This window comes from Rhodococcus sp. NPDC047139, from assembly GCF_040643435.1.
In the GTDB taxonomy this organism is placed as follows: Bacteria; Actinomycetota; Actinomycetes; order Mycobacteriales; family Mycobacteriaceae; genus Rhodococcus.
This window is the reverse complement of sequence record NZ_JBEYUH010000002.1, coordinates 188,198-211,446: the sequence shown is the minus strand read 5'-3', so window position 1 is coordinate 211,446 and position 23,249 is coordinate 188,198. Positions and strand designations below refer to the sequence as shown.

Genomic DNA, 23,249 nt, shown 5'->3' with positions numbered 1-23,249 from the left:
CGCGCGATCACCGGCCGCGCAATCGCTCGACCGCCGCCCTTCCTGCCTGGATCCCGTCGTCCGGAGGAACGGAATCGGGATCGATCGAGGCTGCGCACGGTCCCGCGACGAGTGCGGTGCCGGGGGTGATGGTGCGCTTGACGAGTGCGAGCGCGATCGGCCCGAGTTCGTGATGATCGACGACGGTGCCGATCCGGCCGACCGTGCGGCCTCCGGCGGTGATGTCGTCGCCTGTTTCGGGGCGACCGTCGGCGGAGCCGTCCAGATGCACCAGGACGAGATGTCGGGGGGGCTTGCCGAGATTGTGGACCCGCGCGACGGTCTCCTGACCGCGGTAGCACCCCTTGTCCAGGTGCACGGCGCCGTGCTGTTCCGGTCCGCCGATCCAGCGCGCCTCGTGCGGGATGGTCCGGTCGTCGGTGTCGACACCGATCCGGGGACGTACGGCTTCGACCCGCAGTGCCTCGAAGGCCCAACTGCCGGCGGGACGCACCCCCGCATCCTTCAGGGCACCGACGGTCGTTGTGAGTGTGTGGCGCGGAACGAGGAGGTCGAAGGCGTGCTCGGTGGGCCACGGCATACGCCGGACGAACCCTCCGGAGGGCAGGGCGACGGCCGTGTAAGGCTCGGTCGGTAGTGCGTCGATGCCGAGCGCCGACAGAACCGCGGGACGGTGCAGTTCGGGGCCGAGGAGGGTCAGCACCGCGAGTTCGTTACCGTCGCGGGGTTCGGCCTTCGACCAGAAGACCATCTTCTTCAGGAAGGCGAGCAGGTCGGGTCCCCGGCCGGCCTCGGTGTCGATCCACGTCACGCCGTCGATGTCGGTCTGCACGAAGTGGTGTTCGACGCGGCCGTTGGCGTCGAGGCTGAGATTCTCGGCGGACCTACTGTCGGGGAGCGTGGCGACGTGCTGGCTGGAGATGGTGTGCAGCCAACTCAGGCGTTCGTCGCCGGAGATCGCGATGACGAAGCGGTTGGACCGGTCCACCACGGCGGCTCCGGTCGAGGCAGCACGTTGTTCGCCGAGTGGGTCGCCGTAATGCCAGGGAACTCCGGCATCGGGCCCGCCGGAAGGCGAGGCGACTGCGCCGGGAAGGGCGAGCAGGGCACTTTCGGACACGATAGGAGACTCGGTCACGACATCAGTCTATGGGGAACCGGCCGATGGGTCTGCCAGTGGCTAGGCTGAGCGGCATGGCTGAGCGGGTGCTGGTGACGCTGGACGGTGAGGTGAGGGATGCGGACGCGCCCCTTCTGTATGCCGACGATTTCGGTGTTCTTCGCGGCGACGGGGTCTTCGAGACGCTGCTTGTGCGCAACGGCAGGGCGTGCGCACTCGAACTCCATCTCGCTCGTCTCGTAGCCTCCGCGGAGGCTGTGCAATTGCCCGAGCCGGACCGCGACGACTGGCGACTGGCCATCGACGTAGCGCTCGAGAGGTGGGGCGCCGAGAAGGAAGGCGTCCTTCGTCTGGTGTACACGAGGGGTCGCGAGGGCGGCGACGCACCGACCAGCTTCCTCCTCGTCACTCCGGTGGCCGAGCGGGTCGGTACTGCCCGGCGTGACGGTGTATCGGTCGTGACCCTGGAGCGGGGATTCTCGATCGACTTGGCGCGGAAGGCGCCGTGGCAGCTGCTGGGGGCCAAGACGCTCTCCTACGCGACGAACATGGCGGCGTTGCGACATGCGGAGTCGGTCGGTGCGGACGACGTGATCTTCGTCAGTGCCGAAGGTTACGTACTCGAAGGCCCGCGTTCGACGGTCTTGATCGCCCGCGGTCGGACGCTGATCACGCCGCCACCGGAGCAGGGCATTCTGCCCGGCACGACCCAGCAGGCGCTGTTCGACATGGCCGGTGAGCGGGATTTCGCGGTCCGCTACGAACCGCTGCGACCCGCCGACCTCATCGTTGCCGATGGAGTCTGGCTGATCTCGAGCGTGGCTCTGGCGGCGCGTGTGCACACCCTCGACGGGCATTCGCTGGTCCGGCGCGTGGCGCCCGGTGAGGTCGAGAACTTGGTCGACGAGGCGGTCGAAGCCGCTTCTTGACCGGCCGGGGCGGGTCTACGCTGGAGTAGATCCGTAGCTGTGTGACGTGAATCCGATGTGTCGGGCGACACGAACGAGTTCCACTTCGCGGATCCGCTACTACATTCGGTAGTAGCAACGCCGGTGCGGCGGTGCCGGCACGACTTTGCGAAATGAGAACCGCAGCGCCGCCCACGCTACGGATTTGTGCCTGAATCGGGCTTCACCTCGGAGTGGCAATGGACGTCTTGGATCTGTCCCGGTGGCAGTTCGGGATCACGACGGTGTATCACTTCATCTTCGTGCCGCTGACGATCGGCCTAGCACCGCTCGTCGCGATCATGCAGACGATGTGGGTGGCCACCGGTAAGGATCACTGGTACCGCCTCACGAAGTTCTTCGGGAAGATGTTCCTGATCAACTTCGCGCTCGGTGTCGCGACCGGCATCGTGCAGGAATTCCAGTTCGGCATGAACTGGAGCGAGTACTCCCGCTTCGTCGGCGACGTCTTCGGAGCGCCCCTCGCCCTCGAAGGTCTCGTCGCGTTCTTCCTGGAATCGACCTTCCTCGGCCTGTGGATCTTCGGCTGGACGAGACTGCCGAAGCTTCTTCACCTGGCGACTATCTGGCTCGTCGCGATCGGCGTGAACGCCTCTGCCTTCTTCATCATCGCGGCGAACTCGTTCATGCAGCACCCGGTCGGCGCCGTCTACAACCCCGAGACCGGACGTGCCGAACTGTCGAGCATCTGGGAACTGCTCACCAACAGCACCGCACTCGCGGCCTTCCCCCATGCGGTCACCGGCGGATTCCTCACTGCCGGCACCTTCGTCGCGGGTATCGCAGGCTGGTGGATGGTCCGCAACATGCGACGTTCCGCCGCACTCCGTGCTTCGGAGCCCGAAGAGGCACAGCAGCTCGAGAACGACGCCCGGGGGCTGTTCCGCCCCGCCGCGCGACTCGGCCTGCTGGTCATGATCATTTCCGGCATCGGGTTGTTCGTCACCGGAGACATCCAGGCCAAGCTCATGTTCGAGCAACAGCCGATGAAAATGGCTTCGGCGGAATCGTTGTGTCACACGGAGACCGATCCAGACTTCTCGATTCTCACCATCGGCACGCACAACGACTGCGACGGCGTCACCCACGTGATCGAACTGCCCTACGTGCTCCCGTACCTGGCGGAAGGCCGCCTCGACGGAGTGACACTGCAGGGTGTCGAGGATCTGCAGGCGCAATACGAGCAGCAATTCGGTCCGGGCAACTACAAGCCGAACCTTTTCGTCACCTACTGGTCGTTCCGCGCGATGATCGGTCTCGCGGTGGGCTCCGCGGCGCTCGCCGTCGCCGGTCTGTGGGTCACCCGCGGGGGACGAGTACCCGACCAGAATTGGTTCAAATGGCTGTCGCTCCTCGCCATCCCCACGCCCTTCCTGGCGAACAGCGCAGGATGGATCTTCACCGAGATGGGACGTCAGCCCTGGGTGGTGCACCCGAACCCGACCGGCGTCGACATGGTCCGGCTCACTGTCGACCAGGGCGTTTCCGATCACGCACCCTTGACGGTCCTGGCCTCGCTGATCGCGTTCACCGTCGTCTACGCGGCGCTCGGTCTCGTGTGGTTCTGGCTCATCCGCAAGTATGCGATGGAGGGCCCGCAACCGCACGACGCCCAGCCCCCCGGCTCCGACGACGATACCGACGACACGCAGCCGAAACAGCTGTCCTTCGCGTACTAGGAGTGGGCGGACATGGGACTTCAGGAAATCTGGTTCATTCTCATCGCGGTTCTGTTCACCGGCTACTTCATCCTCGAAGGGTTCGACTTCGGTGTCGGCATGCACTTCCCGGTGCTGGGACGCGGCGCGACCGTCGAGGCCGACACCAGGCGCCGGGTGTTGCTCAACACCATCGGCCCGGTGTGGGACGGCAACGAGGTCTGGCTCATCACCGCGGGAGGGGCGCTGTTCGCGGCGTTCCCGGAGTGGTACGCGACCCTCTTCTCCGGGTTCTACATTCCGCTCCTGTTGATCCTGCTGGGGTTGATCGTGCGGGTGTGTGCGATCGAGTGGCGCGGCAAGATCGACGATCCGAAGTGGCGGCGACGCTGCGACTGGGGAATCATCTTCGGCTCGTGGGTACCCGCGGTGCTGTGGGGTGTGGCATTCGCCAACATCGTGCGTGGAGTCCCGATCGACGCGGACAAGCAGTACGTCGGCGGATTCTTCGACCTGCTGAATCCGTACGCCCTCCTCGGTGGCGTCACGACGGCACTGGTCTTCGCGCTGCACGGTGCTGTCTTCCTCGCCCTCAAGACGGACGGGCAGGTCCGGACCGACGCGGTGGCGCTGGCCCGCAAACTGGCCGTTCCCACGCTTGTCGTGGCGGGAGGGTTCGTGGTCTGGACCCAGCTCGCCTACGGCAAGGATTGGACGATCCTCCTCGCCGCGGTGGCGGCAGTCGCGCTGATCGCGGTGGTCGCACTGACCGCCGTCGAGCGTGAGGGCTGGGCGTTCCTGTTCACCACCGTGGCCATCGCCGCCACCGTGGTGCTGCTGTTCTCCTCGCTGTTCCCGAACGTCATGCCCTCGACGCTCGACCCCGCGTGGTCGCTCACCATCGAGAACGCGTCGTCGAGCTCGTACACCCTGACGGTCATGACGTGGGCCGCGGCGATCATGACGCCCGTCGTCCTGCTCTACCAGGGTTGGACGTACTGGGTGTTCCGCCAGCGTATTTCGACCGACCACATCCCGAACTCGATCGGTCTGAAGATCGGCTCGAAGTGACAGCGGTGACGCCCGGCGTCCGTTCTGCCGCAACACATATCGCCCCCGCCGACGCGTCCGCGCGTCGGCGGGGACCGGTCGATGCACGGTTGTGGCGCTATTCGGCTGCGGCGCGTGGATATCTCGTCCTCACCGTGGCTGCCTCGATCGTCGATGTCGTGATGGTCGTCGTCACCGCACTGATGATCGGCAGGGTGCTCGCGGGTGTCATCACCACCGACGCCCGCTCCGTCTCCGACTGGACGACCGAACTGGCGATCCTCGCAGCGGCCATCGTCGTGCGGGTCGTCGTGACGTGGCTGCAGTCGCGGTACGCACACCGGTCCGCGACGCGCGTCGTCGCAGAACTCGAACACGAAGTCCTGGACGCTGCAGCGGGACTCCCTCCGAGAGAACTCGATCCGCGACGTGACGAGATCGCGGTGGTCCTCACTCGTGGGCTCGACGGGCTGAAGGAATATCTCACCGGTTATCTGCCCGCGCTGCTGCTGGCCGTGATCCTCACACCGGTGACGATCGTGGTCATCGCCCTGCACGACCTCACCTCGGCGATCATCATCCTCGTAACCCTGCCGCTGATACCGATTTTCATGATTCTCATCGGCCTGCTCACCAAGGGCAAGGCCGAGCGCACCCTGCGTGCGATGACCACCCTCTCGTCGCAGATGCTCGATCTGCTCGCCGGGCTCCCGACGCTGCGTGCGCTCGGACGTGAGAAGGGCCCGGCCGACCGTGTACGCGAACTCGGCGACGCGCACCGTGCGACCACCATGTCGGCCCTGAGAGTGGCCTTCCTCTCCGGTACCGTGCTGGAATTCCTTGCAACACTGTCGGTTGCGCTGGTCGCCGTGAGTATCGGCATGCGGCTCGTGTACGGCTCGATGCCGCTCGAAGCGGGCATCATCGCGTTGATCCTGGCGCCGGAGGCGTACCTTCCGCTACGGACGGTGGGGAGCAAGTTCCACGCTGCGGAGAACGGGATGGCCGCAGCCGACAAGGCTTTCGGGGTGCTCGATACGGCGTCACGCGACAGCCGCCCACGGCGTGATCCGGTGAGCACGCCCGACTCCGGCCGAACCGGAAGGTGCGAGATCGTCTTCGACGGTGTGAGCGTCCCGGGCCGTGACGGGAACGCCCCGCACGGTCTCGACGCGGTCTGCCGTCCGGGTCGTATCACCGCGTTCACCGGTGCCAACGGGTCGGGGAAATCCACTGCCCTGTTGGCATCGCTCGGTCTCGCCGAGCCGAGCGAAGGGGTGGTCACCGTCGACGGCCGGCCGGTTCCGGCAGACGAGAGCTGGTGGTCACAGGTGGCGTGGCTTCCGCAGCGACCGGTCCTGATACCCGGCACGCTCGCCGACAATCTGCGCCTGACCGGCGTGGACCCGGCGACGACCGAACTCGCAGACGTCTGCGCGGCCACCGGATTCGACAGCGTGCTCGCAGAGCTTCCCGACGGTTGGGACACGGTCGTCGGCGTCGGTGGCGCCGGCCTGTCACTCGGCCAGCGACAGCGTCTGGCACTGACCCGGACCCTCGCGTCCCCACGCCCCGTCCTGCTGCTCGACGAACCCACGGCTCATCTCGACGAGGAATCCGAGGCCACGGTGCTGGCCACCCTGCGCGCGCTCGCCCGGGCCGGACGGACGGTGCTGGTGGTGGCGCATCGGCCCGCACTGCTCGCGATCGCGGACGAGATCGTCACCGTTCACGCGACGTCGCACGCGGAGGGGACCCGATGAAGGACCTGCGGCGCGCAATGACCCTGCTCGAACTCGAACCGCGGCGGGTGCTGCTCGCCGTCCTCGCCGGCGTCGCGACGCTGGGCAGTGCCCTGCTGCTCGCCGGCCTGTCGGCGTGGCTCATCGTGCGTGCCTGGGAGATGCCGCCCGTACTCGACCTGACCGTCGCCGTCGTCGCGGTACGGGCGCTGGGCATCTCCCGGGGGCTGTTCCGCTACTTCGAGCGCCTTGCCACCCACGAGACCGCTCTGCGGGGAACGACCTCGGCCCGGTCGAATCTGTATCGCCGGCTGGCCGACGGTGATCCGGCCGCCGGGCTGAGCCTGGGGCGCGGTGACCTGCTCGCCCGGACCGGCGCCGACGTCGACGCCCTCGGTGACGTCGTGGTGCGTGCACTCGTGCCCATCGCGGTCGCGTGCGTGCTCTCGCTCGCCGCGGTCGTGACCCTCACCGTCATCGCTCCTGCCGCCGGCGCAGTGCTCGCGGCGGCGCTGCTCGTCGCCGGTGTCCTCGCGCCGTGGTTGTCGGCCCGAGCCGCCGCTCGTGCGGACGCGGATGCGAATGCGGCCCGCACCCGCTTCACCGAGGAGGCGGTCACGGTGCTGGACCACGCAGCAGAACTGCGGGTCGCGGGACGGCTGGATCAGCTCGCCCGGCGTGCCCGCGCCGCGAACGTCCGCTCCGTGCGCGCAACCGACCGATCGGCGGTTCCCGCGGCCTTCGCCGATGCGGCCACGCCGCTCGCGATCGGCGCGAGCGTACTCGGCGCACTTCTCGTCGGCATCGCCGTCTTCGGTTCCGCTCCGGCTGCCATGAGCCCGACGACACTCGGCATTCTCGTGCTGTTGCCCCTGTCGGCCTTCGAGGCGACCTCCGTGCTTCCGGCCGCGGCGCAGACCCTCAACCGCGCGCGACTGGCAGCACATCGCATCACCGATCTGCTCGACCGCGCCGATCGGACGGTCGCACACGGCACCGAATCCGCCGACGGACCCGGCCGGCTGCGTGCTGTCGGTCTGTGCAGTGGTTGGCCGGACGGGCCGGTCACCGAACCGGTCGACCTCGATCTGATCCCCGGGAGCCGCGTCGCGATCGTCGGCGGCAGCGGCAGCGGTAAGACCACCGTGCTCATGACGCTCGCGGGTCTGCTCGCACCGCGGAAGGGCGCCGTGACGCTCGACGACGTCGATGTCGCGGACATCGACCCCGCGGCACTGCGCCGACAGGTCGGCTTCTTCGCCGAGGACGCCCACCTCTTCGACACGTCGATCCTGGAGAACCTGCGTGTGGCCCGGGGCGACGTGGACGAGGACGAGGCGCGGACGGTCCTCGCCGAGGTGGGGCTGGGGGAGTGGGTGAACGGGCTCCCCGATGGGGTCCACACCGTCCTCGGCGCGGGCGCTCGCGCGGTCTCGGGCGGACAACGCCGCCGTCTCCTGCTGGCCCGGGCGCTGTTGTCACCCTCTCAGATCCTGTTGCTCGACGAACCCACCGAACATCTCGACGACGAGACCGCAGAGATACTGCAGCGCAGACTACTCGACCGGGAGGACGGCCTGGTCCGACCCGGGCGCAGCGTCGTCGTGGTCACCCACCGACTGCCTTCCCGCACCGCCGCCGACCTGATTGTTCGCGTCGAGAAAAATGCGTTGCCGACCGCCCTGAACGGAGCGTAGTTTCGCTGGTACACGAGGAAGGAGGTGGTCTGAAAGTGATTGATATTCGGACGCGTGAGGTGGCTACCCGCTAGCTGCTTGCGAGGACGGAATTCACCGACCGCATGCGGCTGGCGAATCCCAGGTGGTCACCCGGCCCCCGAGCTCCCGATCTGTCCGGATCGGGTCGCCGACGGTTCGACCGTCGCGGCGACGCGGCTCGGGGGCCGCTCGCATCCGGCGGTCGCGCCGGTCGTCCCACAGGCCCCGAGTTAGGCATTTCGGGTGTAGAACTTCGGGCGCACTGGGTACACCCGCTTCGTGCCAATACTCCAAAAAGCTCACGATTCGTTAAGATTGCGCACGTCACCGGGGGTCTTCTTCTCTTCCGCGATCATCGCGCTTCTCTTCGTCGTAGTCACGATCCTCTTCACCGACAGCGTCGACTCGATCTTCAGTGCCGCATCGAACTGGATCATGACGAACCTCGGATGGTTCTACATCCTCGGGGTCACTACCTTCCTGCTGTTCCTCGTGGGGATCGCCTTCACCCATTACGGCCGGGTGCGTCTCGGCGGCGCCGACGAACGTCCGGAGTACTCGAACCTGGCCTGGTTCTCCATGCTGTTCGCAGCGGGTATCGGCACCATCCTGATGTTCTGGGGAGTCGCCGAACCGATCTCGCACTTCGCGAACCCGCCCATGCAGGACGTCGAGCCACAATCGGTGGAGGCCGCAGAAGAAGCCATGGGCTTCGCGCTCTACCACTTCGGCCTGCACACCTGGACGATCTTCGCACTGCCCGGCCTGGGCTTCGGTTACTTCATCTACAAACGGCACCTGCCCCCGCGGGTCAGCTCGATCTTCGCGCCGATTCTCGGAGGCCGCATCTACGGCCCGATCGGCAAGGCCATCGACGTCGTCGCGATCGTCGGCACGGTCTTCGGTGTCGCGACCTCCGTCGGCCTCGGCACTCTGCAGATCAACGCAGGTCTCGCGCAGCTGTTCGACATCGGTGAATCAGGAATCGTCCAGATCGCGCTCATCGCGGTCGTGACGGTAATCGCCGGCGTGTCGGTGGCGCTCGGCCTCGACAAGGGCATCAAGCGACTGTCGAATCTCAACATCGGCATGGCTGTGATGCTGCTGATCTTCGTGCTCGTCACCGGTCCGAGCCTGTTCCTGCTCAAGGGCATGATCGAGTCGGCCGGTATCTACGCCGAAGCCCTGCCCCGGCTGGCCTTCTGGAACGACACCTTCGCCGACTCGGGCTGGCAGAACACCTGGACGGTCTTCTACTGGGCGTGGACCATCACCTGGTCCCCCTTCGTCGGCATCTTCATCGCCCGCATCTCGCGGGGACGGACCGTGCGCGAATTCGTGGGCGGTGTGCTCGGCCTGCCGGTGCTGTTCTCGGTGATCTGGTTCAGCGTCTTCGGGATGGGCGCCTTCCACATCGAACTCGAGGGCGACGGCGGTCTCGTCGAACGAGTCGTGGACAACGGCGACATCCCTGGTGCTCTGTTCGAGTTCCTCGGCAACTTCCCACTCGCCGGCCTGGTGTCCGGCATCGCGATCCTGCTGGTGGTGATCTTCTTCGTGACCTCGGTGGACTCGACGTCCATGGTGCTCGACATGATGGCCGCGGGGCACGAGGAGAAGGCGCCGATCCACCAGCGGCTGTTCTGGGCGGTGCTCATGGGACTCGTCGCAGCGACCATGCTCGTCGCTACCGGCAAGGACGGCCTCGACGCTCTTCAGCAGGTCATCACGGTGGTGGGTCTACCGTTCTTCGTGATGGGCTTCGTCATGATGTACAGCCTCGTGCGCGGCATCCGCGAGGACCTCGGTGAGCGTCCGGAGCCGGTCACCCGGCAGTGGCCCGAGGTGCGTTCGGCAGAAGATCTCGAAGCGGCCCAGGAACTACCGGCTCCCGAGGTCGTGGTCCAGACGCGAGCCATCCCGGACGAGACCGAGGACAAAGACGCCGGAATCGAGAAGGTGCACGCGGACGGCCCGGAGACGGTCGGGGTACGCGGCAACGGTACGCAGAACCGGGGGCCGGAACTGCCCGACCGGGTATCCGGGCGAGAAGGTCGAGGGTAGGTGCTCGGTCCGCCCGGTCAGCCGATGTGACGCGACAGCCGGGCGGACATCCGGGGCTGAAGCTCGCCATCGGCCGTGACGCGTTCCTCGACATAGGCGAGGTCGCCGCCCTCGACGATTCCGTAGAGCCGCTTCGCGCCGCCGACGACCTCACCGGACTGGGTGCGGATGACCACGTCGGTCGCGAGCTCCCACGACGACTGCGTGAGCGCGGTGCCGTAGTACAGCTCGACGACACCGGAACTGTGCGTCAACAGCAGCTCGAGCGTCTCGGGATCGTCGCTGTCGGCCGCGCCGGTACCGGACACGCGCCAGAAGCCGCTTTCCCGGCGATCCGCACCCGCATAGGCACCCGACTCGTCGAGGCGCCAGGAGCGTGCCTCCCACACGAGATAGGGGCCGCCGTCATGTGCGACGGTGATCTGCTGCCCGAACGGATAGTCGCCGGTCTCGGGATCGTTGGCCTCGCCCTCGCCTCGCCACACCCCCACCAGTGGCAGGAGCGCGAGAAGGGCAGGATCGAGGTCGGGGCCGAGCCGCAGATTCGCGGTGTCCTCGGCGCCCGGCAGCCCGGCCAGGACGGGAATGTTCAGATCGGCGGTGGCGCGAGCGCGCTCGGCAGCCCGAGCGATCGCCTCGTCACCGCTGCGCCGCGTGCCGCCCGCTCCCTCGTCGGTCACGATCCGTCGGAGACTACGCGGTAGATGGTGTACAGCGCGAACCAGGTGATGAGCAGCGCTGCGGCGACCAGGAGAATTTCGAAGAAGATGACCACGCGCTCATTCTAGACCGCTGCTGCCGCGGTACGACGAAGGGCTCCGCCCCCAGGGGAGCAGAGCCCTTCGCCGGTATTCGGGTTCTCGCTACTTCGAGACCGTCACGTCGACCGTGTGCACACCGGGAGCGGTGGGACTCGTGGTGGCGGTGCCGTTTCCGGAGGGCGACAGAGCGCGGATCTTCCAGTCGCCGGGAGCCGCGAAGAAGCGGAAGTCTCCGGTTGCCGAGGCGACGACCTCGGCGGTGAACTCGTCGGTGCCGTCGAGCAGTCGCACGAACGCGCCGCCCACGGGCTCACCGTCGGTGTCGAGGACGCGGCCGGTGATGACGGTTTCCTTCTCGGTGTCCACGCCGGCGGGCAGGGACTGGGTCTGGACGGGTGCTCCACACATGATTCAGTGAACCTCCAATTCGATCGGTGCGCCGACGAGCGAGCCGTACTCGACCCAGCTGCCGTCGTAGTTCTTGACGTTCTTCTTGCCGAGGATCTCCTGGAGCACGAACCAGGTGTGGCTCGAGCGCTCACCGATGCGGCAGTAGGCGATCGTTTCCTTGCTGTCGTCGAAGCCCTTCTCGGCGTACAGCTTCGCCAGCTCTTCGTCGGACTTGAAGGTGCCGTCCTCGTTGGCCGTGGTGCTCCACGGGATGTTGATGGCGCCGGGGACATGGCCGCGCTGTTGCGCCTGCTCCTGCGGAAGGTGGGCCGGAGCGAGGATCTTGCCGGAGAACTCGTCGGGCGAACGCACGTCGACGATGTTCTTCGTACCGATCGAGTCGATCACCTCGTCGCGGAACGCGCGGATCGAGTAGTCGGGCTCGGCGGCCTTGTACTCGGTGACCGGGCGGGTGACCTCGTCCTTCGACAGCGGACGGCCGTCGAGTTCCCACTTCTTGCGTCCGCCGTCGAGGAGCTTGACGTCCTGGTGTCCGTACAGCTTGAAGTACCAGTAGGCGTATGCGGCGAACCAGTTGTTGTTGCCGCCGTAGAGCACGACGGTGTCGTCGTTCGCGATGCCCTTGCGCGAGAGCAGTTCGGAGAACTGCTCTCGGTTCAGGAAGTCGCGGCGGACGCCGTCCTGCAGGTCCTTGCGCCAGTCGAGCTTGACGGCACCTTCGATGTGGCCACCGTCGTAGGCGCTGGTGTCCTCGTCCACCTCGACGAAGACGGTCTTGGGGGCATCGAGGTTCTGCTCTGCCCAGTCGGCGGAGACCAGGACGTCGGAGCGAGCCATGGGGTTCCTTTCGTAAGGGATCCGGTCAGTTGGAAAATCTTGGGTGTGATCGAACGCGCCCGGGTTCCGAAGCGGTTTGGTTCTCCACGGAAACGCAGTACTGCATGCCGGACGAAGTCGTCGGACCGATGCGGACGTTCAGGCGGATACCCGGCGCATGCGGGCGATCAGCGGATGGATCCGGCAGCCGAGACAGACACCGAAAGCTGCGTTGAGTAACGCGGCGAACAGTGCGAAGCCGGCGGCCACCGCGCCCACGACGGTCGAGCCGGCGAAGAACACAGCGGTACCGGCGAAGGCGAAGACGAACCCGACCGACTGCGCGAAGCGCAACGGTGCCACAGGTTCGGTCTCGGTGGGGGGCCCGAGTCGGGGCGCGGCGAATCGGGCGAAGATCATTCCGTACGGACTGAGCCGGGGCCCGAAGAGTGCTCCGAGTGCGAACACGACCGTCTGCAGGGCCAGGAGTGCGGCCGCGGCGACGGGAGAGAAAGCAGCGACGATCAGGACGGCGATCAGGACGCCGGTGGTGATCCACGCCGCGAAACGCGGGCCGCGCACGTCGACCTGTGGGCCGAGGGTGTCACGAGTGGAGACGGACATAGGGGTGCTCCTGCTGAAATCCGATTCGCTGGACGGAGGGCGATGTACGACCGCGAGGGCACGTATCGGTGGAGGCGGAGAGGACCGCCGGATGGGGACGAGCCCGCCGATACGTTCAGCAGCAGGGACAGCAGCAACCACCGAGGCGGCACAGATCGACTGCGCGGCGTCGGGTGAGCATCAGCTCGTAGCGGTTCTGCACGCGACGGAGTTTAGCCCAACTTTCCGGGGAATGAAGCCCGGCCTTCACAACGCAGCGAGGACTGCGCGCAGATCGTCGGCGGAGGGGACGCCGGACACACGGAACCGCTCGCTTCCGCTCGCGTCGAACACGAATGTGGTGGGCAGCGACAGGACGCCGAGTTTCCTTGCCAGTACAGGGTTCTCGTCGAGGTCGAGTTCGATCTCGCGTGCTGTTCCCGGTGCGCGCTCGAGCACTTGCCCGATCACGCGCCGGACCGCGGCGCACGGTCCGCACCAGGATGCGGAGAAGTGCAGCACTATCGGCTGGTGGACGCCGACACCGATCGCCGCGAGGTCCGGATCGAGGTTGCCACCGTCGGGAGAATCGACCGCGCGGAAGCGTCCGGACCTGGACCGCAAGGCTGTGCCGACCGCGATTGTGGCCACAATCACGACGACGAGGACGATCACTGCGATCATGCGGGACTCTGCACCGTCGCCAGGTCGATGACTGCGTTGCGCGCCTCACCCTCGATGACGATCCGGGACCCGCGCGCCTCGACGAAGGTCGGCCGTACCCCGAAGGGCAGATTCTGCGGTTCGATCGTCGTCGTGAACATCCCCAGCACCGTCGGCTTCAGGATCTCGGGAACCGAGTAGTCGGCGCGTCCCTCCGGGCCGAAGTACAGATCCGACGCGACGATATGAACCCGGTCGCCGTCGAGGACCAGATCGGCCTGGACGCTCACCGTGGCCTCCACCGGCCCGACGGGAACAGTTCCGGTGAGGACGACCCCGCCGGCCGTGGTCGGCCCGGACCCGCCGGACCCACCGGTGCCGTCGGACTTACTCGCGGGAGGAGCAGAAACCTGCAGGTCAGGGATGCCGTAAAGCTGTCCGAGTTCGGTGGCGTCGATCATCACCCGGCCGTACAACAGGTCGACGGGTACGGTCCGGATCGACCCGTCGATGAGTTCACCGGCCTCGGCGTGCGCACCGATGAGGTTGGCCTCGACCGTGATGTCGCCGAGCAGATCGGTGTGGACGTGGTCGGCCACGATCTCGACGTTCTCGTAGTGACCCTCCCGGGCCTGGAGGAGGAACGGGAATCCGTGGATGGTGACCGCAGGATCGGATTCGAGGACCCCGCCCTCGCGTAGTGCACGTGAGACACGGTATTCCGACCAGGCCGCCGCCCCGAAATCGGCGAGGACCGCGAGTCCGAGCAAGACGACGAGACCGAAAATCAGTTTGCGCACGCCCCCATTGTGTCGGACGTTCGAGACGTTCCACCGAGGACAGTCCACTCGCGCACGACTGCGGAAGCATTGTGCTTACATGTCGGTAACAATAGGGGCGTTAATCTGTAGCACGACGTTTACGACCCCTATCCGCGCTGGTAGCGCAAAGAACTGGAGGCCCGGTGGAGCTACTCCTGCTGACCTCCGACCCGAATCCGGATGCGGTCCTGCCGTCGTTGGCACTACTCCCGCATTCGGTCAGGCCGGCTCCGACCGAAGTATCGTCCCTGCTCGAGGCCGGTTCAGCGGATATCGCCATCGTCGATGCCCGCTCGGATCTCGCAGCAGCACGAGGATTGTGCCGGCTGCTCGGCAGTACTGGGTCGGCGGTACCTGTGGTCGCTGTGCTCACCGAGGGAGGGCTGGTGGCCGTCAACCCCGAGTGGGGACTCGACGACATCCTCCTGTCGACGACGGGACCGGCCGAACTCGACGCCCGCCTGCGGCTGCTGATGGGCCGGTCGGGTGGGCCGGTGGGGCCGGAGAACACCGGCAAGATCACCCTGGGTGAACTCGCCATCGACGAGGGCACCTACACCGCCCGTCTGCGAGGACGTCCCCTCGACCTGACGTACAAGGAGTTCGAGCTCCTCAAGTACCTCGCACAGCACGCCGGCCGGGTGTTCACCCGGGCCCAGCTGCTGCAGGAGGTCTGGGGATACGACTTCTTCGGTGGTACCCGCACCGTCGACGTGCACGTCCGACGTCTGCGCGCGAAGCTCGGCCCCGAGCACGAAGCGCTGATCGGGACGGTCCGCAACGTCGGTTACAAAGCGGTACGCCCTTCCAACAGGACCGCCAAGGGCGGCAACGCCACCTCCGACGTCGACGACGTCGACGACCCGCTGCTCGGCGATTCCGGGGCCGGCGATTCCGGGGCACAATTCGTTCCGTGAGCACCGAACCGGAATTCGTCGCCCAGCCCTCCGCCGAGCAGGCCGAAGCCGTGCGGGACGTGGTGTCCCGTGCCGCGCGGACCGACGGCACCGCGCCGATCTCCGAACAGGCCGTGCACTCCCTCGGCAGGGGAGGAGCGACCCGGCATTTCTTCGCCGCCGACGCCGACGGCACTGTGACCGGCTATGCAAACGTCGTCCCGGCACAGGACGGTCATCCCGCGATGGCCGAGGTCGTCGTCGACCCGCAGCACAGGGGACGCGGACTCGGGAGCGAACTCGTCGAACGGGCCCTGCAGGAAGGCGGCGAGGGCACCCGGGTATGGGCCCACGGTGATCTCCCGGCCGCGCGTGCCGTGGCACGCAAGCTGGACCTGATCGGGGTCCGCGAGTTGCTGCAACTTCGCCGTTCGCTCACCGAGCCCGAGCTGCCCGCCCTCGAGATCCCCGACTCCGTGCATGTGCGTACCTACAGCGGTCCCGAGGACGACGCGGAGTTGCTTCGCGTCAACGCCGCGGCCTTCGCGTGGCACCCCGAACAGGGAAGGTGGACGGCAGCCGATGTGGAGGAACGCCGTCGCGAATCCTGGTTCGACCCCGAGGGGCTGTTCCTCGCGTTCGATCCGTCCGAGCCCGATCGATTGCTCGGTTTCCACTGGACGAAGGTGCATCCGTCCACAGCATCCGATCCGCAACTCGGTGAGGTCTACGTAGTGGGCATCGACCCCGCCGCTCAGGGGCGGGGTCTCGGTCGGCTGCTCACGCTGGCGGGTCTCCACCATCTTCGTGATCGCGGTCTTCCCGGTGTCCTGCTCTATGTCGAAGGGGACAACACCTCGGCCTTGAACACCTACGGCAAGCTCGACTTCGAGCGTTTTCACGTGGACGTCGCCTACGCCAGGCAGTGAACACCCGCCGTTTACGCGCGAGGTCGGCCACTGCCCACGCCGCATTCCGGATACGGGTGAAGTTCGAGTGATCGTGACAACACCATCGCCAGGTGTATCAGGCGTGTTCATCCGCCGTTAACCTACGGTCGTCCGGATGTCTACCGGCCCCGCCTAATTTTCTAACGGGTCGAGTGCTGCAGGCCCGGCGCCGGGATTACCCGCGTCTAGATGCCGCGGCCCTCTCGGCGCTGCGGTCGTGTGAAGTTACTTCCGGAGGAGAACAGGTGAACCTCAAGCGCAAGGGCGCCCTGCTCGGTGTCGTGGCTGCTGGAGCCCTCACGCTCGCCGCGTGCGGTAGCGACGACAACAGCGGATCGGTGGACGTCGACGCGTCCGCCTCCACCGCGACCTGCGACGGCAAGTCCAACCTCTCGGGTGCCGGCTCGTCGGCTCAGAAGAACGCGATGGACCAGTTCGTCTCCACCTACATCGCCGTGTGCTCCCAGAAGGGCACGAGCGTCAACGTCGCGTACAACCCCACCGGATCGGGTGACGGTCGCACGCAGTTCATCGCGAATCAGATCGACTTCGCGGGCTCCGACTCGGCCATCACGGACGAGCAGGCCGCGCAGGCTGCCGAGCGCTGCGCCGGCAATCCCGCGTGGAACCTGCCCCTGGTCTTCGGTCCGGTCGCTCTCGCCTACAACCTCGAGGGTGTCGACGATCTCGTGCTGAACGGCGAGACCGCCGCCAAAATCTTCAACGGCTCGATCACCAAGTGGAACGACCCGGCGATCGCCGCTCTCAACGAGGGCGTCGAACTGCCGGACTCCGACATCACCCCGATCGTGCGCTCCGACTCGTCGGGCACCACCGACAACTTCCAGCAGTACCTCGAGATCGCGTCCGACGGTGCGTGGACCAGCGGCGCCGGGTCCGACTTCACCGGTGGTGTGGGTGAGGGCGCGAAGGGCTCGGCGGGCGTCGCACAGGCCGTCGCCGGATCGCCCTATTCCATCACCTACGTCGAGAAGTCCTTCGCCGAGCAGAACCGTCTGAACATCGCGAAGATCGACAACGGCTCCGGCCCGGTCGAACTCAACGAGGAGACCGCAGGCAAGGCCATCGAGGGTGCCGAGTTCGTCCCGGCCTCCGAAGGTGACCTGACCCTCGACCTGTCGTCGATCTTCGGAAGCACCGAGGAGGGCGCCTACCCGCTGGTGCTGGCAACCTACGAGATCGTGTGCTCGGGAGGCTACGACGCCGACACGGCTGCCGCGGTCAAGTCGTTCCTGAACTCCGCCGCCAACGAGGGTCAGGACGGACTGGCCGAACAGGGCTACGTCCCGCTGCCGGATGCCTTCAAGACCCGTCTCAACGAGTCGATCGACGCCATCGCCGCCGGCTGACCCGAGGAGCGTCGTTCGGTTCCGCGCGAGTGACCGAGCGATCATCGACCCGCCCGTTCCTGACGAATACGCTGAGAAGGATTGCGAGCGCACATGAGTGACGCGCACACCACGTCGGTTCCCATCGCGGCCGACGAACCGACCCGCTCAGGAACGGGCGGTGCAACCGGCATCACGGAGGACACGATCAGCACCCCACCACAATCCTCGGACCAGGCACGCAAGACCGTCGTGCGACCGGGAGACAGAATCTTCAGCGCACTGGCGTCCGGTTCGGCCGTCCTGATCTCCGTGATCATCGGCGCGATTGCCGTGTTCCTGGTCTGGCGCGCCGTCCCGGCATTGCAACGCAACCAGGTGAACTTCCTCACCAGCCGTGAATGGATCACGCAGGACATCGCCGACATGGCGTTCGGTGTTCTCGATCTGTTCCAGGTGACGGTGCTCGTCTCGTTCTTCGCGCTGCTCCTCGCCATGCCCGTCGCGCTGGGTATCGCGATCTTCCTCACCTCGTACTGCCCGGACCGCCTCCGGAAGCCGTTGGCATACGTCATCGACCTGCTCGCCGCGGTCCCGTCCATCGTCTACGGCCTGTGGGGCATGCTCGTCCTCGCCCCGTTCCTGCGCCCCGTCGCGGAATGGCTCAATACCAATCTCGGCTGGTTCCCGCTGTTCGCGACAGGCAGTGGCTCGATCGTCGGCGGTGGCACGATCTTCACCGCCGGCATCGTGCTGGCGGTGATGATCCTGCCGACGATCGCCGCGGTCAGCCGCGAGGTGTTCGTGCAGACCCCGGTGGCCCAGATCGAAGGCGCTCTCGCGCTCGGCGCGACGCGCTGGGAAGTCGTGCGAACGACCGTCATCCCGTTCGGCAAGTCCGGATACATCAGCGGTTCGATGCTCGGTCTCGGCCGCGCCCTCGGCGAGACGATGGCGCTGTATCTCATCCTGCGCACCACCGCTCAGCCCTTCTCCTGGTCGCTGTTCGACGGCGGCGCGACGATCGCATCCAAGATCGCGCTCGGTTACGCCGAATTCAACAACGACATCCAGGCGGGCGCCTACATCGCCGCCGGTCTCGTGCTCTTCGTGCTCACCTTCGTGGTCAACGCCGCCGCGCGCATGATCGTCGCAGGAAAGAAGGACTGAACCATGTCGACCACCACGTTCTCCTCCCCGGTGAAGGCCCCGGCCTTCCAGCGCGTCAGTGGACGCCGCCGCGCGAAGAACACCGCCGCGACGGTGCTCGTCACCCTCTCGGTCGTCATCGCGCTGATCCCCCTCGCCTGGGTGCTGATCACGGTCGTCTCGAAGGGCTTCCCCGCGCTGGTGTCGTCGACGTGGTTCACACACTCGCTGAGTGGCCTGACGGCATCGTCGATGGGCGGCGGCATCTACCACGCTCTGGTCGGCACGCTTCTGCAGGGACTCGTCTGCGCGATCATCTCGATCCCGCTCGGGGTCTTCGTGGCGATCTACCTCGTCGAGTACGCGGGCAAGTCCCGGCTCGGCAAGATCACGACGTTCATGGTCGACATTCTCAGCGGCGTCCCGTCGATCGTCGCGGCGCTGTTCGTCTACGCCCTGTGGGTGTCGACCTTCGGAATGCCCAAGTCCGGCTTCGCGGTGTCGCTGGCTCTCGTGCTGTTGATGGTGCCTGTGGTCGTGCGAAGCACCGAGGAGATGCTCCGTATCGTTCCGCAGGATCTGCGCGAGGCGTCGTACGCCCTCGGCGTTCCCAAGTGGAAGACCATCGCGCGCATCGTGCTTCCGACCTCGCTCGCCGGCATCATCACCGGCATCATGCTCGCTCTCGCCCGCGTCATGGGGGAGACGGCGCCGCTGCTGATCCTCGTCGGCTACGCACCCTTCATCAACTTCGACCTGTTCGGTGGTGAGCAGGGCACCCTTCCGGGCGTCATGGTCGCCGAGATGAACAACCCCACCGCCGCCGGTTCGCAGCGCATCTGGGGCGCCGCGCTCACACTGATCCTGGTCATCGCGGTCCTCAACATCGCCGCCAAGTTGATCAGCCGGTACTCGCAGGTCGGTTCCAAGAAGTAGTCCCATGAGCTCTGTTCACGACATCGATACACCAGTAGGGAGCCGGTAATGGCCAAGCGTCTGGATCTCAAGGACGTCAACATCTACTACGGCAAGTTCCACGCCGTGGCGGACGTGACCCTGTCCGTGCCGCCGCGGAGCGTGACCGCCTTCATCGGCCCGTCCGGCTGTGGCAAGTCCACCGTGCTGCGGTCGCTCAACCGCATGCACGAGGTGACCCCCGGCGCGTATGTCGAAGGCTCGGTCCTCCTCGACGGCGAGGACATCTACGACCCGAGTGTCGACCCGGTCGGTGTCCGCAAGACGATCGGCATGGTCTTCCAGCGTCCCAACCCGTTCCCCACGATGTCGATCCGCGACAACGTCGTGGCCGGCCTGAAACTGCAGGGTGTGCGCGACAGGAAGACCCTCGACGAGGTCGCGGAGAAGTCGCTGCGCGGTGCGAATCTGTGGAACGAGGTCAAGGACCGCCTCGACAAGCCCGGCGGTGGTCTGTCCGGCGGTCAGCAGCAGCGTCTGTGCATCGCTCGCGCCATCGCTGTCCAGCCGGACGTGCTGCTCATGGACGAGCCGTGCTCGGCACTCGACCCGATCTCGACGCTGGCCATCGAGGATCTGATCGGCGAGCTGAAGAAGGATTTCACCATCGTCATCGTCACGCACAACATGCAGCAGGCCGCGCGTGTCAGTGACCAGACTGCCTTCTTCAATCTCGAGGCGACGGGCCGTCCGGGTGGTCTGGTGGAGATCGACGACACCGAGAAGATCTTCTCGAACCCGAGCAAGAAGGCCACCGAGGACTACATCTCGGGTCGTTTCGGCTGAGTCCTCACCACTTCTGCTCCGAGACGAGAGACCCCGACCGGAAACATCCGGTCGGGGTCTTCTCGCATCGGGAGGTCAGTGGTTGTCGGGGTAGACGGTCAGACTGTCGACCTTCTCGACGAGTTGACGGATCTCCTCCTCGGTGGGGAGCTTGCCGGTCACGAGGAAGATGACCCGGCGGCCCACCTCGACGGCGTGATCGGCGAAGCGCTCGTAGTAACGGCCGAGCAGGGTGACATCGACGGCCGCCGCGACACCGTGGTCCCATTCGCGGTCCATGAGAACGGTGAACAGGTGACGATGCAGGTCGTCCATCGCCTCGTCCTCGTGGTGGAGACGGGCGGCGCGAGCGGGATCGCGGGTTTCGAGGATCTCGCGGGTCGCCGCACCGAGCGCGACCGCGATCCGGCCCATCTCGGCGAAGTAGCCCTTCACCTCGTCCGGGAGCACATGATTGGGGTGGCGCCGGCGGGTCGCCTTGGCGATGTGCAGGGCGAGCGCACCCATGCGGTCGATGTCGGCGACGATCTGGATGCCGCTGACCACGGCGCGCAGGTCGCCGGCGACGGGACCTTGCAGGGCGAGCAGCTGGAACGCCTTCTCCTCGCAGATCGCGCCTAGTTCGGTGATCTTCTCGTGCTCGTCGATCACCTGTTCGGCGAGGGCGAGATCGGCTTCGAGAAGAGCTCTGGTGGACCGCTCCATCGCGGTGCCGGCGAGTCCGGCCATCTCCCCGAGGAGATCGCCGAGCTCGCCCATCTGTTCGTTGTAGACGACGCGCATAAGCGCACAGCCTACGACCTCGATCGGACCCCACGACGAGCATCGGATGAACCACAGGTGAACAGAGATGGTCGGCCGGTGGCGTCTACGTGCACAAATCGTCGGCGGCGTTGGTGATCGCGAGATCGGCGGGCAGCTCGACGGACGATTCCGCCCGGGTCTGGATCGTCATCGGGGCGAGTTGTGTGCCTGCCGGAGTGGGGGCGACGACGGTGCCGTCGAAGCTGGTGCCCAGGACGATCTCCACGATGTCGCCCAATTGCGCCGAGGGCGGAGCCTCCTGCAGCACTGACCCCGGGAAAGCGGAGGCCACCGTCGCTGCGGCGATCTCCTGCCCCGCACCGAAGCGGATCACGGTCTGCGTGCTGGTTCCGGAGGCATAATTTCCCGTCGCGTAGACGGAGAAGCCGTACGCGGCGATTTCCTCGGCGGTGCGCGCGGCCAGTCCGGAGACACCCGAGGCATTGGAGACCTGCACGGCCACCGTCATCGGGTCGACCGCGAGTTGTGCGGGCATCGGTTCGGCCGGGGCGGCGGCCGCTACCTCCGCGGCGTCGTCTTCGCGTTTCTCACCCGGAAGGGGCAGATCGTCGATGATCGCGGTGAAGATCGCCGCGATGTCGTCGGTGCGCGGGATCTCGTTACCCCAGTCGTTGGTACCGGCCGTGGGAATCGTGAGGAAGGACACCGCTCCCGCCTCGACGTTCTGCATGGAGCGGCCGAGTTTGACCAGCGACTCGGCGTTGACGTTCTCGACGAACGTCGCGCGGGTGAAGGCGGAGATGAAGCCGTTGAGCTTCCCCGGGTCGAGCAGCACCTTGTTCGACAACGTCGAACGCAACAGCGACGAGAGGAATTTCTGCTGGCGGCTGATTCGGCCGTAATCGCTGTTTCCCTCCGAATCGATCTTGCGCGCGCGCACATAGTCGAGGGCACGTTTGCCGTCGAGGGTGTGCTTGCCGGGAGTCTCGATGAGAGGACCGAGTTCGTTGTCGATCAACGGAACCGACGTGCACACCTCGACGCCACCGATCTCGTCGACCATCGACTCGAAGCCTGCGAAGTCGATTCCCACGAAGTGGCCGATCTTCAACCCGGAGATCTTCTGGATCACCTTGACCAGACACTTCGGTCCGCCGAGAGCGTAGGTCGCGTTGAGTTTGTCGCCGTCGGCGGCCGGATACAGCTCGGTATCGTATTCGCCGGTGGCGCTGTCCCATCCACGGCAGACCGGTCGTTCCACGTCGAGGTCTCGCGGGAACGACACCGCGACCACGCGGCTGCGGTCGGCGGGGATGTTGACGAGGATCACTGTGTCGGCGCGAGCACCTTCCGCGTCGTCGATGGTTCCCGCCCCGACAGAACCGCTCGCTCCGGCGCGGGTGTCGGTGCCCACGATCAGATACGTCTCGTCACCCGTCTGGCCGATCGGGTCGATGATGTCGCTCGACTCGGTGTCCAGGGCAGCGATCTGAGAGAAACCGGCCTCCGTGGAGCGGACGTATCCCCAGACTGCACCGTTGCCCAGGAGCGCGACGACCGAGACGAACGCGACTGCTGCTCGCGCTGCGATGCGGAGCCGCTTCCGTTTGCGCTGCTTGCTCTGGGCGAGCCGGCCGAGGGTGGCGTCGCCCACCGGGCGGGGCAGCGCAGGGCCCGGAGTGTCCTCGTCGTGCTCCTCCACGGATGGGGTGTCGACGTCTTCGGCGGGGACAGCATCGATCTTGACCGTCGGATGATCGTCGGCAGTGGGCCGCTGCGGCCGAGCAACCGGCGGCTGCGGCGGATCGAGTTGCGGCGGATCGGCGGGAGGGGCCGGACGCGGAGGCGGGACCGGAGTGGCACCGGGGCCGGCCACCCGGCCGGGCGCCTGAGTGCGCGGTGGGGGAGGGCTCTCCGGCAGCCGGGGTCGCGTCACCGGTACCGGCGGCTTCGGGGGAGAGGGTGGAGGAGCCTGGGCAGCCGG

22 protein-coding genes are annotated in these 23,249 nt (G+C 66.6%); 12 read left to right on the top strand and 10 right to left on the bottom strand.

Annotation, left to right across the window (positions count from 1 at the left end; all coding sequences use genetic code 11):
* Positions 1 to 7: 7 nt before the first annotated feature.
* On the bottom strand, positions 8 to 1,138 hold the full coding sequence (locus ABZ789_RS03155) for a folate-binding protein YgfZ (RefSeq protein ID WP_358418751.1): 1,131 nt from the start codon (positions 1,136 to 1,138) through the stop codon (positions 8 to 10).
* 56 nt (positions 1,139 to 1,194) lie between these two features.
* Here ABZ789_RS03155 and ABZ789_RS03150 point away from each other — a divergent pair, with 56 nt between their 5' ends.
* The 5 genes from ABZ789_RS03150 to cydC all read left to right on the top strand — a co-directional run bounded on the left by ABZ789_RS03150 (position 1,195) and on the right by cydC (position 8,235).
* Positions 1,195 to 2,049: an aminodeoxychorismate lyase gene (locus ABZ789_RS03150; RefSeq protein WP_358418748.1), complete on the top strand. Its 855-nt coding sequence runs from the start codon at positions 1,195 to 1,197 to the stop codon at positions 2,047 to 2,049.
* 218 nt (positions 2,050 to 2,267) lie between these two features.
* Complete coding sequence (locus tag ABZ789_RS03145; RefSeq protein ID WP_358418745.1) at positions 2,268 to 3,767, top strand: cytochrome ubiquinol oxidase subunit I; 1,500 nt, start codon at positions 2,268 to 2,270, stop codon at positions 3,765 to 3,767.
* Between the two features lie 12 nt (positions 3,768 to 3,779).
* The gene (gene cydB / locus ABZ789_RS03140) at positions 3,780 to 4,817 is read left to right on the top strand and encodes a cytochrome d ubiquinol oxidase subunit II (protein ID WP_358418742.1); all 1,038 of its coding nucleotides are present in this window, start codon (positions 3,780 to 3,782) and stop codon (positions 4,815 to 4,817) included.
* A gap of 5 nt (positions 4,818 to 4,822) precedes the next feature.
* Entirely contained in the window at positions 4,823 to 6,559 is a 1,737-nt protein-coding gene (gene cydD / locus ABZ789_RS03135; protein WP_358419220.1) for a thiol reductant ABC exporter subunit CydD, read from the top strand.
* Entirely contained in the window at positions 6,556 to 8,235 is a 1,680-nt protein-coding gene (gene cydC, locus ABZ789_RS03130) for a thiol reductant ABC exporter subunit CydC (protein ID WP_358418739.1), read from the top strand. Before cydD ends, cydC begins: the two co-directional genes overlap by 4 nt.
* A 320-nt stretch (positions 8,236 to 8,555) precedes the next feature.
* On the opposite strand, the gene ABZ789_RS03125 is transcribed toward cydC, so the two are convergent.
* On the bottom strand, positions 8,556 to 8,693 hold the full coding sequence (locus ABZ789_RS03125) for a hypothetical protein (protein WP_358419237.1): 138 nt from the start codon (positions 8,691 to 8,693) through the stop codon (positions 8,556 to 8,558).
* Between ABZ789_RS03125 and ABZ789_RS03120 the strand changes: the two genes are divergently transcribed.
* Positions 8,638 to 10,320 (top strand): BCCT family transporter, encoded by a 1,683-nt coding sequence (locus tag ABZ789_RS03120; protein WP_358419217.1) that lies wholly within the window; start codon positions 8,638 to 8,640, stop codon positions 10,318 to 10,320. The genes ABZ789_RS03125 and ABZ789_RS03120 overlap by 56 nt on opposite strands.
* 17 nt (positions 10,321 to 10,337) lie before the next feature.
* Here the strand turns inward: ABZ789_RS03120 and ABZ789_RS03115 are convergent, their stop codons facing one another.
* The 6 genes from ABZ789_RS03115 to ABZ789_RS03090 form a co-directional block, all read right to left on the bottom strand.
* A complete protein-coding gene (locus ABZ789_RS03115) occupies positions 10,338 to 11,000 on the bottom strand; it encodes an FABP family protein (protein ID WP_358418736.1) in 663 nt (220 codons plus the stop codon).
* A 183-nt stretch (positions 11,001 to 11,183) separates the two neighbouring features.
* A complete protein-coding gene (locus tag ABZ789_RS03110; protein ID WP_358418733.1) occupies positions 11,184 to 11,489 on the bottom strand; it encodes a DUF1416 domain-containing protein in 306 nt (101 codons plus the stop codon).
* Positions 11,490 to 11,492: 3 nt separating this feature from the next.
* Positions 11,493 to 12,329 carry a sulfurtransferase gene (locus ABZ789_RS03105; protein WP_358418731.1) on the bottom strand — a complete coding sequence of 279 codons (837 nt, stop codon included), beginning with the start codon at positions 12,327 to 12,329 and terminating at the stop codon, positions 11,493 to 11,495.
* A gap of 138 nt (positions 12,330 to 12,467) precedes the next feature.
* Entirely contained in the window at positions 12,468 to 12,932 is a 465-nt protein-coding gene (locus ABZ789_RS03100; protein ID WP_358418728.1) for a DUF4395 domain-containing protein, read from the bottom strand.
* Positions 12,933 to 13,178: 246 nt separating this feature from the next.
* Positions 13,179 to 13,595, bottom strand: a complete 417-nt coding sequence (locus ABZ789_RS03095; protein ID WP_358418725.1) for a thioredoxin family protein — start codon at positions 13,593 to 13,595, stop codon at positions 13,179 to 13,181.
* Positions 13,592 to 14,374 carry an LmeA family phospholipid-binding protein gene (locus tag ABZ789_RS03090; RefSeq protein ID WP_358418722.1) on the bottom strand — a complete coding sequence of 261 codons (783 nt, stop codon included), beginning with the start codon at positions 14,372 to 14,374 and terminating at the stop codon, positions 13,592 to 13,594. The genes ABZ789_RS03095 and ABZ789_RS03090 overlap by 4 nt, the downstream gene beginning before the upstream one ends.
* 164 nt (positions 14,375 to 14,538) lie before the next feature.
* On the opposite strand from ABZ789_RS03090, the gene ABZ789_RS03085 reads away from it, so the two are divergent.
* The 6 genes from ABZ789_RS03085 (at position 14,539) to pstB (ending at position 20,500) form a co-directional block, all read left to right on the top strand.
* Positions 14,539 to 15,312 (top strand): response regulator transcription factor, encoded by a 774-nt coding sequence (locus ABZ789_RS03085; RefSeq protein ID WP_358418719.1) that lies wholly within the window; start codon positions 14,539 to 14,541, stop codon positions 15,310 to 15,312.
* The gene (gene mshD / locus ABZ789_RS03080) at positions 15,309 to 16,220 is read left to right on the top strand and encodes a mycothiol synthase (RefSeq protein WP_358418716.1); all 912 of its coding nucleotides are present in this window, start codon (positions 15,309 to 15,311) and stop codon (positions 16,218 to 16,220) included. The genes ABZ789_RS03085 and mshD overlap by 4 nt, the downstream gene beginning before the upstream one ends.
* Before the next feature lie 266 nt (positions 16,221 to 16,486).
* A complete protein-coding gene (gene pstS, locus ABZ789_RS03075; RefSeq protein ID WP_358418713.1) occupies positions 16,487 to 17,611 on the top strand; it encodes a phosphate ABC transporter substrate-binding protein PstS in 1,125 nt (374 codons plus the stop codon).
* A gap of 93 nt (positions 17,612 to 17,704) precedes the next feature.
* Entirely contained in the window at positions 17,705 to 18,760 is a 1,056-nt protein-coding gene (gene pstC / locus ABZ789_RS03070; protein WP_358418710.1) for a phosphate ABC transporter permease subunit PstC, read from the top strand.
* 3 nt (positions 18,761 to 18,763) lie between these two features.
* Positions 18,764 to 19,675: a phosphate ABC transporter permease PstA gene (gene pstA / locus ABZ789_RS03065; RefSeq protein ID WP_358418707.1), complete on the top strand. Its 912-nt coding sequence runs from the start codon at positions 18,764 to 18,766 to the stop codon at positions 19,673 to 19,675.
* A 48-nt stretch (positions 19,676 to 19,723) separates the two neighbouring features.
* Positions 19,724 to 20,500, top strand: coding sequence for a phosphate ABC transporter ATP-binding protein PstB (pstB, locus tag ABZ789_RS03060; protein WP_358418704.1), 777 nt, complete (start codon positions 19,724 to 19,726; stop codon positions 20,498 to 20,500).
* Positions 20,501 to 20,575: 75 nt separating this feature from the next.
* Here pstB and phoU read toward each other — a convergent pair whose 3' ends face one another.
* Positions 20,576 to 21,283, bottom strand: coding sequence for a phosphate signaling complex protein PhoU (phoU, locus tag ABZ789_RS03055; RefSeq protein WP_358418701.1), 708 nt, complete (start codon positions 21,281 to 21,283; stop codon positions 20,576 to 20,578).
* Between the two features lie 85 nt (positions 21,284 to 21,368).
* The gene (locus ABZ789_RS03050; protein ID WP_358418698.1) at positions 21,369 to 23,141 is read right to left on the bottom strand and encodes an LCP family protein; all 1,773 of its coding nucleotides are present in this window, start codon (positions 23,139 to 23,141) and stop codon (positions 21,369 to 21,371) included.
* Positions 23,142 to 23,249 lie beyond the last annotated feature (108 nt).